General features: G+C 41.2%; 10 protein-coding genes and 1 pseudogene (1 of these 11 only partly in view). 2 read left to right on the top strand and 9 right to left on the bottom strand.

The features are described from left to right. Nucleotides 1–2: 2 nt before the first annotated feature. Both QVP90_RS17830 and QVP90_RS17825 read right to left on the bottom strand, forming a co-directional pair. Nucleotides 3–1,373, bottom strand: a complete 1,371-nt coding sequence (locus QVP90_RS17830; protein WP_005925717.1) for an MFS transporter — start codon at nt 1,371–1,373, stop codon at nt 3–5. 424 nt (nt 1,374–1,797) lie between these two features. After that, entirely contained in the window at nt 1,798–2,007 is a 210-nt protein-coding gene (locus QVP90_RS17825) for a hypothetical protein (protein ID WP_025818956.1), read from the bottom strand. 265 nt (nt 2,008–2,272) lie between these two features. On the opposite strand from QVP90_RS17825, the gene QVP90_RS17820 reads away from it, so the two are divergent. Then, a complete protein-coding gene (locus tag QVP90_RS17820; protein WP_007478715.1) occupies nt 2,273–3,265 on the top strand; it encodes an aldo/keto reductase in 993 nt (330 codons plus the stop codon). Between the two features lie 63 nt (nt 3,266–3,328). On the opposite strand, the gene QVP90_RS17815 is transcribed toward QVP90_RS17820, so the two are convergent. The 4 genes from QVP90_RS17815 to QVP90_RS17800 form a co-directional block, all read right to left on the bottom strand. Then, nucleotides 3,329–4,222 (bottom strand): AraC family transcriptional regulator, encoded by an 894-nt coding sequence (locus QVP90_RS17815; protein ID WP_005925727.1) that lies wholly within the window; start codon nt 4,220–4,222, stop codon nt 3,329–3,331. A 42-nt stretch (nt 4,223–4,264) separates the two neighbouring features. Beyond that, a complete protein-coding gene (locus tag QVP90_RS17810; protein ID WP_007478717.1) occupies nt 4,265–5,521 on the bottom strand; it encodes a mechanosensitive ion channel family protein in 1,257 nt (418 codons plus the stop codon). 58 nt (nt 5,522–5,579) lie between these two features. After that, nucleotides 5,580–6,578: a DUF4435 domain-containing protein gene (locus tag QVP90_RS17805; protein WP_005925733.1), complete on the bottom strand. Its 999-nt coding sequence runs from the start codon at nt 6,576–6,578 to the stop codon at nt 5,580–5,582. Nucleotides 6,579–6,721: 143 nt separating this feature from the next. After that, nucleotides 6,722–7,561 (bottom strand): AAA family ATPase, encoded by an 840-nt coding sequence (locus QVP90_RS17800; protein WP_021937169.1) that lies wholly within the window; start codon nt 7,559–7,561, stop codon nt 6,722–6,724. Nucleotides 7,562–7,653: 92 nt separating this feature from the next. Here QVP90_RS17800 and QVP90_RS17795 point away from each other — a divergent pair, with 92 nt between their 5' ends. Next, a complete protein-coding gene (locus QVP90_RS17795; protein ID WP_005925739.1) occupies nt 7,654–8,571 on the top strand; it encodes a DMT family transporter in 918 nt (305 codons plus the stop codon). 142 nt (nt 8,572–8,713) lie between these two features. Here QVP90_RS17795 and QVP90_RS17790 read toward each other — a convergent pair whose 3' ends face one another. The 3 genes and pseudogenes from QVP90_RS17790 to QVP90_RS17780 all read right to left on the bottom strand — a co-directional run. Further along, complete coding sequence (locus QVP90_RS17790) at nt 8,714–10,066, bottom strand: threonine/serine ThrE exporter family protein (RefSeq protein WP_007478719.1); 1,353 nt, start codon at nt 10,064–10,066, stop codon at nt 8,714–8,716. Between the two features lie 191 nt (nt 10,067–10,257). Next, complete coding sequence (gene meaB, locus QVP90_RS17785) at nt 10,258–11,352, bottom strand: methylmalonyl Co-A mutase-associated GTPase MeaB (protein ID WP_005925745.1); 1,095 nt, start codon at nt 11,350–11,352, stop codon at nt 10,258–10,260. A 16-nt stretch (nt 11,353–11,368) separates the two neighbouring features. Continuing rightward, a pseudogene (locus tag QVP90_RS17780) lies at nt 11,369–11,873 on the bottom strand (DUF1573 domain-containing protein); it runs 593 nt beyond the window's last position.

Below are 11,873 nucleotides of genomic sequence, written 5' to 3'. Positions count from 1 at the left end.
TTTTACTCTTTCCTTTTCTTCTCTAATTCAGTGGTAATTACTTTCATTTTTTTCTCACTCAACGGATACATACTGATAAATAAAACACTCAGTATCGTACCTATCGCAGGGAGAAAACTCAAAAACATCTTGATGCCATGAATGGTCTCCTCGCTTTGTACGACATTGGCTTGAAACCCAAAATAAGCCAATAGCCAACCCGTAACGGCCGTACCGATAGCCCAACCGAACTTCTGACTCATGGAAGAGGACGAGAATACCAATCCGGTGGCCCGGTTCCCTGTTTTGAGTTCTGAATAATCGGCGCAATCGGCATACATCGACCATAACAAAGGAAAGATACTTCCCGCACAAATACTAATTAGTATTTGGAAAGCAAATATAAGAGCAATATCACCCTTATCAAACCAATAAAAGATAATACTCAGCACAGTTGCAATCATCATTGCCCCCATATAAGTAGCCTTTTTCCCTATACGATTGCTGACCGGAGCCGCAAGGATCACTCCTATTATATTGGCGGCCTGTCCCACAGCCAAATAGATTCCACTCAATACAAATGAAACTCCGAAGAATGAAATCACAGAATACTCTTCTTCCACCACAAAATATTTGAAATAATAAACAGTCGCCCCATCCCGGATAGAGTTGAATATCAGAGCAGCAATACCCGCCCCCAGTAAAATCCACCAAGGTTTGTTGTGAAGCAAATCTTTCAAATCCTCCTTCAGCGGACTCTGCTTCTCCCTAATAGGCTTCACTCTTTCGCGAGTCCATGCAAAGCATCCATAAAACAATGCGGCACACATCACTGCTATTATCACAACTCCCATCATCCAACCATACTGCTCACTATGTCCCTGCTTGAAATAATTCACCATAGGCATAAACAGTAATAAGGCAACAAAACTACCGATATAAGCAAACGTCATGCGATAAGTGGAAAGCGTGTTCCGCTCTTTCGGCTCAGGACTCATCACCCCCAACAAGGAAGCGTAGGGTACATTAATAGCAGAATAAACCATCATCATCAATGAATAGGTTATATATGCATATACCAACTTACCCGTATCATTCAAGTCCGGAGTGGTAAATGTCAATATACCGATCAGTGCAAACGGAACCGCCAAAAACAACAGATAAGGACGGAACTTCCCCCAACGAGAATGAGTACGGTCAGCAATCACTCCTACAATCGGGTCAAAGGCCGAATCCCATACACGGGTAATAAGAAACATCGTACCGACCATTGCCGCTGGAAGTCCGAACACATCAGTATAGAATATCATCAAATAGGAACCAAATAACTTCCAAAACATGGAAGATGCCATATCACCAAAGCCATAACCTATTTTTTCTTTAAGTTTCATCATAACAAACTAAATGTAAGATAAGAAATCATATATAAAATTTTCGAATAGACGATTTACGATCTGCTCACTTCACATGTACTACTATCAAAAATTCATCTTTCTATTTGATAGTGCTCGAATTCATCACAGTATTTATCCCGATACGTCCCTTTAGATAAGGATTCGTCTTTTCGTCCAGCAATTTAACTACTTTATCTTTAAATATACTCATAGCCAATACTTTTTTATTTAGCACTCAAATTATCCTTTCATCTTCACACTGTGTTGTTTCTCTTTCCTGTACACTATTTTTAGGGAAGTAAAAAACGACATTGCAAATTTAGTGTAGTTAAAACAAAGTATTTGATACTATTTTATCATTTCATCATACTATTCTTTTCATAAGAATGTCTCTTCTGTATATTTTCTGCCCCTTCCATCGGCTTCACCTTTTTGCTTCACTGCTTTGTTCACCGGCGATACAGGGTGAAGGGCCGTTGTTGATTTCCGATCTCTGTGCAAATGTCTCCCAAGTACCGGGCATACATGCGGTGAGCACCGAGCATACGGATCGTGAACACCGAGCATACGGGTCGTAAGCACCGGGCATACGGGCGGTGAGCACAGTAGCCGGAAAAACAAGACGTGCCTTCACCCTGTATCACCGATGGATAGGGAATTTGATTAAAGAAGGTGAAATCGGTGAAGGGGATAAATCCTATGTGAATAATATATCCCGATGGGCAAAATCGTCCCTTAGGAGAAGTTTCAAAATGAAATGACCCGGTCAACCGGAACAATAGGTACCAAGTTATTTCTTAAGCATTACTGAATAAATAGAAAGATTATTCGAGTATATTGTTCCTGAAAACGTATATCTTTGTTTCCATAAATGGTATATAAACCCAATAAATAGAATTATGATAGCACCTGTTTATTCAGCCGACAATGACAGATACAAGAATGGTATGAAATACCGTCGTTGCGGAAAAAGCGGCATTATGCTTCCAGAAATTTCACTGGGGTTATGGCATAATTTCGGAGATGTAGACACATTTTCAAATAGCCAACGAATGGCTCATTATGCCTTTGACAAAGGAATCACCCACTTCGACCTGGCAAATAATTACGGTCCGTCTTATGGCTCGGCAGAAGAAACCTTCGGAGAAATTATGAAAAAGTCATTCATGCCTTACCGCGATGAACTATTTATCTCCACCAAAGCCGGACATGATATGTGGCCCGGTCCTTACGGTGAATGGGGATCACGAAAATACTTGATGGCAAGCCTCAACCAAAGCCTGAGACGTATGAACCTTGAATATGTGGATATCTTCTATTCACATCGTTATGATCCGATTACTCCACTTGAAGAAACGCTTCAAACATTAGCAGATATCGTCCGTCAAGGAAAAGCATTGTATGTAGGCATATCCAAATACCCGAAAGAGGCTGCAGAATTTGCTTACAAATATTTAGAAGAGAGAGATGTACATTGCCTGCTCTATCAAGGAAGATATAATCTGTTCAACCGCGAACCGGAAGAAGAGGGCATTCTGCAACAAGCCAAAGAAAACGGTACGGGATTCATCGCTTTCTCTCCGTTAGCACAAGGATTGTTGACCAACCGGTACATTAACGGAATTCCGGAAGATTCCCGGATTGCCCGTGGAGGTTTTCTTAAAAAAGAACAGTTGACAGAAGAAGTATTATGCAAGATCAAAACTCTGAATGAAATAGCCGAACAACGGGGACAAACTTTGGCTGAAATGGCATTAGCATGGGTACTAAAAGACGATTTAGTAACTTCAGTCATTATCGGAGCAAGCTCGGTCGGACAATTAGAAGATAATCTGAAAGCAATAAACAATACTTCGTTTACGGAAGAAGAGAGGAGAATCATCAGTGATTAACAGTTTAGTGATAAGTGATTAGTAGCTACGCGCTATGTTCCGAATGGTACTAATCACTTATCGCTAAATCACTTTCTTCTTCTTTCTATAATTTTCCCGAAATTCTTTAGGTGAACACTCTTTCTTTTTTTTGAATATCCGATTAAAATTAGAAAGGTTATTAAAACCGCAATCATAACAGATTTCAGCCACTGACATAGTAGAATCCACCAATAACCGGGACGCAAAACCAAGGCGTATATCGATAAGATAGTCAGACAAGTTTTTTCCGGTACGCAGTTTAAAGAAGCGGCTAAAAGAAACGGCAGTCATACCCACCATGTCCGCCAACTGATTCAAGCGGATCTCCTCTTTATAGTGTAAATTGATATATTCCTGTATCTTCTGTACCCGCCGGCTGTCAGAATGAATATCGATCTTTGCAAATGAAGAACTGGATAATGTACGGGCCTCTTCTTCGAAAAGAGAAAGTTCATAAAGAATAGTCATAAACTTCAGTACGGCATAAAATCCCTGGTTCTCGGAAGCCAGTGTATCGAGCATGGAATATACCTTCAATATGGCAGACATAGGAAAGCAAAGTCCTTTCTGAGCACGCTCCAGCATCCGGCGAATCGAATCAAACTGATTCTTATGAATGAAGCTTTTGAAAAAAAGATCAGAAGAAAACTGAATCGTAATCTCCCGTATCTCTTTTGAGTTACATTCATTCTGCTCCCAAACATGTTCCAGATCTTTACCCGTAATCAATACCAGATCATATTCTCCGATTACTTCAGCTGAATCGCCAACAATACGCCTCACACCGGCAGCTTTCTCACAAAAGTTCAATTCAAACTCTGCATGATTATGAATAGGATACGTAAACTCCGTTTTATGCCGCTCGGCAATATAAAAGCAATCCTTATCAGATAGTGGGGTTATTTCACGGATGATATGATTCTGTTGTGCATTCATGGCTAATAAAGTATTATCAGCCACAAATATAAAACACTTTTCTTAGTTTCTCTTGCTCAACTCCCTAAAATCTTCACCTGTAGGATTCTGAAACACATGTAAATCAAATTCCGGAATAATGGCAAGAACATGATCGAAGACATCGGCCTGTACCCCTTCATAAGGTACCCAAGCTTTAATTGCAGAAAAGAAATAAAGTTCGAGAGGAATACCTTGCTCGGTAGGCTGCAACTGACGTACCATACAAGTAAGATCCTGATTCACCGTAGGCAGACTCTTCAAATAATTCGTCAGATAAGCCCGAAATACCCCTAAATTCGTCTGACGACGCCCATTCACTAAAATGGAATTGTCTATTCCATGTTCTTTATTATAATCCTCTATTACCTTTTCCGTCTCCTCAATGTAATCTTTCAATAACTGTATTTTCTTGTATTTAGCAAGCATTTCCGGGGTACAAAACTTCACGCTGTTCATATCGATTCTGATAGAACGTTTGATACGACGTCCTCCGGACTCTTGCATGCCGCGCCAATTCTGAAAAGAATCGCTGACAAGGGCATAAGGAGGAATGGTAGTAATAGTATTGTCCCAATTCCGTACCTTCACCGTATTCAAAGTCACTTCAATCACCGTACCATCAGCACCATATTTCGGCATTTGGATCCAATCGCCTACCCGTAACATATTATTAGCCGAGAGTTGAATACCGGAGACAAAGCCCATAATACTATCTTTAAATACCAACATCAAGACAGCAGCCGAAGCGCCCAGACCGGTAAGCAAAACCATCGGTGACTTATCAATCAAAATACTGACAATAATTATACCGCCAATAAAGAAAAGGATAACTTGCACCGTCTGCAACAAACCTTTCAGAGGACGGTCGCGAAACTGCTCTTTCTCACTATATACATGAAAAAGCGCAGTCAATAAAGAACTGATAAACTTCAGAAATACAGCAATGATATAAATCATGCAAATACGCTGTATGAAACTTAACAGCCCCAAATTGGATATCGCCAACGGCAACAATATATATAGCAAAATCGGCGCTACTAAATGACTGACATGAGTCAGCACTTTACGGTCGAAAACAATATCATCCCACGTCGCCTTGGTCTTTTTCACAAGTCTGGCAACAGCTGTCAGAATAATATGACGACAAATAGCATCTCCCAGAAAAGCAATTGCAAGAATTACAACTAAAATAATGCCACTCGTTAAATCATCAGCCCACGACTGACTAAATCCCCACGACAGGAGAATTTCATTAATAAAGCCTGTAACTTGTTCCATTAAACTGTTTTTCAGTTGCTGTTTTAATAAGGCAACAGCAAAACGCCTTGTTTATCATTCATCCTTTCTCAAGGAATTCTCTTACATCATCACGCAACCATTGATGAAGATACAGCGCTTTGTAAGCACTGTTTTTCTTCAGCATAATCTCCACATTTATCTGGCTGTTCTGATAACAAGTCAGTTCATTGCGGAATTGTTCATCATGTTCGGCCAATTTCTTTATTTCCTGTTCCCGCTCTCTGCGCAAAGCAGTACAAACCGGTATCAAAAGTTTCATTACCACATTATCCATAATATGATGCCCTTGAATATACAAATATGTGGTTTCCGGTACCAACCCCAACTTCTCAAGTTCAGTGCCCAAAGCATCCACCTGACTGATATAATACGGGAAACGCGTTTCCAGTTCAGACAATTTAGCCGACACCACCCTTTGCATGGCTTCCAAACTTCGTTCCGGATGCCGCAAGCTTACATCCATCAAACGAATATATGAATTAAAATCACTCATTGGAAAGGTATGCGTATCATGTTGCCGGTAAAACCATACATTCCATAGAAAAAGAGGATAAGCTATCTGAGAATACCTTCGCATGAAAGCTGCAAAATCAATCAAAGAGCGATCATTCAATGTGGCCTGTACACATACCTCATGCAAGCTCTCTGCAAAGCAATGATGATTCTCGATCGCATAGGTATAAGTCTGAAAGATATATTTGTTACGGTTTATTTTCCGAGAAGTGGCAGTAGCACCCTGTAAGAGAAAATCATAGTCACTGTCTACACAAGCTATGAGACTTTTTCCCAGTTCAGCCGTATTTAATGTATTCATCAATACCATCTTCTTCCCTTTCGCCAAAGAAGTAGCCGAAGGAAGCATTACCTGAAAGTAACACTCGTCATTTTCAAACTCTTCAAACAGGGTACGCCAAAAAGGTACATCATCGTAACTCTCCACATAAGCTACAATCCTTCGGCGGGCTTTCTTGGAATACAGCCTGTTTGCAGCATTGAAGTAAGAAGATGTAAGATTGTCGCGTAAAGTTTGAGCCATAGAGACAGTTTATAATTTATGATTTATAGTTTATGGTTTATAGTTTATGATTTGGTTGCACCGCTTATTTTCACAACCTATCGAATGTTTATTCAGAACTTTCAACTCTCAACTTTCAACTTTCAACTAAATAAGACTTTCAACTAAATAGGTTTGTCAGCCATATTCGTTGTTATATCGCTCACCTCGGTCACTGCATCGAGCCACCCTTCCATTATAAGGGCAGGCGAATGGGTAGTAAGGATAATTTGTACGTTCGGATTCAATTCACGGATCATGGCAATAAGTTTTTGCTGCCATTCAATATGAAGTGATGCTTCCGGTTCGTCCATAAAAAGAACATAATGTTCATTATCCTGTACCAACACAGTCAGCAGGATAACAAGCATCTGCTTTTCACCGGAAGAAAGCTTGTAGGGCAATAACAACTCCCCATCCTGATAAAAAGCAATATCATTTCGCTTACGGTCTATTTTCTTCCGGGTATAACTGAAGAGTTCGTCTATCTGATCCTGAAAACGTTTCTTCGCCAATGATAAGCCGGCAGCTTCCTCCCGTCCCTTTTCCGTATTACCGGCCAGGAGTTCGATCATCTTATTTCCTATATTCACCTGATAGTCCAGATAGCGGCGCTGCAGAAGATAAAGTTGCCAGTCGAGTTCGGACTTTACATTCTTATCTGCCATCCGGGCTGTGAAATCACCCATAACCAAAGGACGGTCGTAACTGCGAATCACATCATAAGGGATATAAGTTGCCTCCGGATCATCAAAATAAATATGTACCCCCTGCTTTACACCATTCTTCATTTCACCGGATAGTTCTTCCAAGTAATTGACGGAACGGTTCAGAATCGTTGTTTTACCGACACCATTGATTCCGGAAAGGATATTCACGTCCGGACGCAAATCCCAGGCAACATTAAACCGCCCCCACAATCCGTCTATTTCAATGCGTCTGATATAATTGGCCTGTTTTTCCATGCTATTATTGCTTTATATCAAGGCAAATATAAACAATTCAAATGATAAATTGGTTACCTTTGCGGCAGTTTTCAATATAAGGTAACGAAAAGATGAATATCAACAAGAACGTACAAGGACATCTGTTTGCTCTAACTGCCAATGTAATGTGGGGTCTAATGGCTCCCATCGGTAAATTTGCTCTGCAAGAGTTTTCAGCCCTCTCTGTCACCACTTTTCGAATGGTAGGTGCGGCGGCCGCTTTCTGGATTCTATCCATTTTCTGTAAACAGGAGTATGTGAATCATAAGGATATGCTTAAAATATTTTTCGCGTCCTTATTTGCACTGGTTTTCAACCAGGGAGTTTTTATCTTCGGATTGTCCCTCACCTCCCCCATCGACGCCTCTATCGTAACAACAACCTTGCCTATTATTACCATGATCGTGGCAGCCATCTATCTGAAAGAGCCGGTCACCAACAAGAAAGTTCTCGGTATCTTTGTCGGAGCGATGGGGGCATTGATATTAATATTGGGCAGCCAAACTTCCGGAAACGGAAACAGCAGTATCTGGGGAGACCTTCTCTGCCTGCTGGCACAGCTTAGTTTCTCAATCTATTTAACAGTTTTCAAAGGACTTACCCAACAATATTCGGCAATAACCATCAATAAATGGATGTTTATTTATGCATCGATGTGTTACATACCTTTCTCCTATCACGATGTGGCTGCTATCGAATGGAGCACCATTTCAACGCTTGCTATCTGGCAAGTCCTTTATGTCGTATTGGGAGGAAGCTTCATAGCTTATATCTGTGTGATGACTGCACAAAAATTACTTCGTCCTACAGTAGTGAGCATGTACAATTATGTACAACCTATCATCGCATCCATCGCTGCCGTAATCATGGGTATCGGAACCTTCGGCTGGCAAAAAGGAATAGCTATCGGACTCGTATTCTTGGGAGTATATATTGTGACCCAAAGCAAGTCGAGGGCGGACTTTGAGAAGGCGGGGAAAGAGGTGTGAATTAGTAATCAGTAGTAAGTAGCAAGTAGTAAGTAGTAAGTAGCAAGTAGTAAGTAGCTGGTAGTTAGAATCCTTTCGGATAACCACGTTGACACACTGCATAGATTCTAACTACTGACTACTTGCTACTGACTACTAATTCTCACCACTCTATAAACTTACCGCGTGCCTTTCTTTTTTTCAACTCTTCTTCCAGGCACTTTTGGCGGTCTTTAGCAATATAACGACGGGCAAAGATATTAGGAACAGCAACTCCCAATGCTATACAAAGAATGATAAGAGCGGAATTGATACCGTTGAAGAAAGCAACCGTCACCTCTCCTACAACCCCATGCATGTCAATAAAGCCAAGCAAGGAACGATACATCAATACACCGGGAATCATCGGGATAACCGAAGGAATGGTCAATACGTGATTGGGAACATGAAACCAATGTACAGCTTTAACAGCAATCAGGCTGACTACAAAACTTCCCATAAACGAACCTATTACCGGACCGAATCCCAACTCAAAATTCACAAAGTTACGGGTACATACGGCAATAATACCTCCTATAGCCACCACCCAAAGCAAACGACGCTGGATATTGAAAATCATGGAAAATCCCATAGCCGCAATAGCGGCAGCAATGGCATATACATAATAAGGATCATGGGGAATCATACTTAATTCACTGAATTTCTTGTCGATAGTCACATCCTCCATAACACACAGACGGATAGCCAATACAATACCAAAAGCCATAGCCCCCACCATCATAACCGTATTAGCCGCACGGGTAATACCCACCAGCAAATAATTGTCTATCATATCGTCAACAAAATTTATCAACGGAACCCCCGGAACAATAAATAAGGCACAAGCTAAAAGCGGATGATAAGGAGTAGAAGACCATCCGGTAAATGAACTGGCATAAGCCAAACAAGTAGATACAAAAGCGGCAATCGCAATACTCATATATACATTAACACCAAACTCGATAAAACGGGCACGTACGCGAAAACCGACAAATGCAGAAATTGATGCTAAAAGAAAAGCCATCCAGTCACAGCCGAACAATTTGCAAAAGCCACCACATGCAAAACCGGCTCCCACCGCTACCAGATATGGAACATAATTACGAGGCGTGTGGGAAATTCTTTCCAACTCTTTCTCGTATTCATCCAAAGAATAGTCTTGTTCGATAGCACGCCACGACAATTTACTGATAGCAGAAATGGCCGTCATATTAATCCCATGCTTCTCACATTTCTGGAATTTAGAAAAAGAATGTGCTTCATCACTTACATTAACCATCAACATCGTATAGCTGACATCAATATGAAGCTTTTCTTCCGGTAGCCCCAAATAAGCAGCTACACGTTTCATATTCCTCACTACACGGTTTGTATCCGCCGCACTCTCCACCAGTAACTTACCTGTACGCAACAAAAGATCCAATTTACGTCGCAACAATAAAGTTTCTTCCTGCTCAATTATCTTATTATCCGTCATCTTGTAAATAGAAATAATTAATTTTCTTTGGGGGTGCAAAGGTACAATTTTCTTTTCAAATTAGAATCTAAATAATGTATCAATTGAATAATATGCCAATGGGTCAATATGCCAATGTGCCAATTTACCATGCGGAATGATAACGCAGGTAATTGGCACATTGGCATATTGACCCATTGGCACATTATTATCTATTTCTTCAATTCGTCAAAATAAGTATCAAGCAATGTTTTTGCAGCCACAAACGAGGTCAGATTCCCTCCTAACACCTGCTGTTCCTTCTCTGACAGCATAGATTCTATTTTGGCATTATGATAGAAACTGTCACGTAACTGTTCGTTAATGCTTTCATACATCCAATACTTACTTTGCTCATTACGACGATACTCAAAATAGCCGTTCTCTTTTACAAAATCGATGTACTGGTATATCATATCCCAAATCTCCTTTACGCCCAGATTGTAAAAACCGGAATAGGTCAATACTTGAGGTGTCCAACCGGAATCGGGAGCAGGGAAAAGATGAAGAGCGTTACGAAACTGTGCCGCTGCCAGTTTGGCCTTGTCTATGTTGCTACCATCGGCTTTATTTATCACAATACCGTCCGCCATCTCCATGATACCACGTTTGATGCCTTGAAGTTCGTCACCCGTGCCGGCCAACTGAATCAGCAGAAAGAAATCCACCATAGAGTGTACAGCCGTTTCACTTTGCCCTACGCCTACTGTTTCTACAAAGATCTTATCGAAACCGGCCGCCTCACACAAAATAATCGTTTCACGGGTTTTACGGGCTACCCCTCCCAACGAACCGGCAGAGGGGCTTGGACGAATAAACGAATTGGGATGTACAGACAGTTGCTCCATACGGGTTTTATCACCTAAGATACTCCCTTTGCTACGTTCACTACTCGGATCGATGGCCAATACAGCTAATTTTCCTCCTTTTTCGAGTACATGCAAACCGAACACATCGATTGAAGTGCTCTTACCGGCTCCCGGAACACCACTGATACCGACACGGATAGAGTTACCTGAATAAGGCAGACACTTCTCTATCACCTCCTGCGCCACAGCCTGATGTTCGGGACGCACACTTTCCACTAACGTTACTGCCCGACTGAGAATAGTTATATCACCTTTTACTATTCCCTCCACAAACTCGGCCACAGAAAGCTGTCGTTTTTTAGGTTTACGTTTCAAATAAGGATTTACCGACGAAGGCTGTTCAATACCTTTATTAACAACCAACCCTTTATACTCTTCGCTGTTTTCCGGATGTTCCATGATGGTGATATTTAAGTTATCGTTTTACGTTGATTTCCACTTTCGGCTGTGCCGGGTCATTGGTTATCATCAGTATGCGCAGGTGATGCTTTTTCTTTCCTGTATTCTTTTTATGGATGGTTACCCGCAACTTAGTCGTTTCCCCCGGCTGAAGGACTGTCTTTTTCAGACTCACTCCTACCGAAGAATTAAATACCTGCAACTTACTTATCTGCAAAGGTGCTTTCCCTGCATTTGTAATAACAATATCATGAGAAGCTTTGTTCTTTTTCGCGAGACGGGCACTGAGATCGATATCTGTCTCAGACAGACGAATGGCAGGTGCATTTAAACTATCCTGTTCCGTCATTCCGGAGAAATCGGGAAGAAGAATGGCTGATACGGGAATCTCGTTTTCTTCGCTGACCTTATCACCGGCAAAGCGGGCCAGATAGACAGAAGCCTGCGTCAATCCCAAATCGGTCAATTGCTTGGTATCAAGGGTCAGCTTGACAGTCCCCCTCTTTCCCTTCAGAAACACA

It is taken from the genome of Bacteroides sp. CAG:189 (genome assembly GCF_000432295.1).
Lineage (GTDB): Bacteria > Bacteroidota > Bacteroidia > Bacteroidales > Bacteroidaceae > Bacteroides > Bacteroides salyersiae.
This window is presented reverse-complemented; position numbering and strand designations above follow the sequence as displayed.

What these genes read in the sequence shown, in the direction of transcription:
- QVP90_RS17830 (WP_005925717.1), bottom strand. Translation starts at nt 1,373, where the DNA reads ATGATGAAACTTAAAGAAAAAATAGGTTATGGCTTTGGTGATATGGCA.
- QVP90_RS17820 (WP_007478715.1), top strand. Translation starts at nt 2,273, where the DNA reads ATGATAGCACCTGTTTATTCAGCCGACAATGACAGATACAAGAATGGT.
- QVP90_RS17815 (WP_005925727.1), bottom strand. Translation starts at nt 4,222, where the DNA reads ATGAATGCACAACAGAATCATATCATCCGTGAAATAACCCCACTATCT.
- QVP90_RS17810 (WP_007478717.1), bottom strand. Translation starts at nt 5,521, where the DNA reads ATGGAACAAGTTACAGGCTTTATTAATGAAATTCTCCTGTCGTGGGGA.
- QVP90_RS17805 (WP_005925733.1), bottom strand. Translation starts at nt 6,578, where the DNA reads ATGGCTCAAACTTTACGCGACAATCTTACATCTTCTTACTTCAATGCT.
- QVP90_RS17800 (WP_021937169.1), bottom strand. Translation starts at nt 7,561, where the DNA reads ATGGAAAAACAGGCCAATTATATCAGACGCATTGAAATAGACGGATTG.
- QVP90_RS17795 (WP_005925739.1), top strand. Translation starts at nt 7,654, where the DNA reads ATGAATATCAACAAGAACGTACAAGGACATCTGTTTGCTCTAACTGCC.
- QVP90_RS17790 (WP_007478719.1), bottom strand. Translation starts at nt 10,066, where the DNA reads ATGACGGATAATAAGATAATTGAGCAGGAAGAAACTTTATTGTTGCGA.
- meaB (WP_005925745.1), bottom strand. Translation starts at nt 11,352, where the DNA reads ATGGAACATCCGGAAAACAGCGAAGAGTATAAAGGGTTGGTTGTTAAT.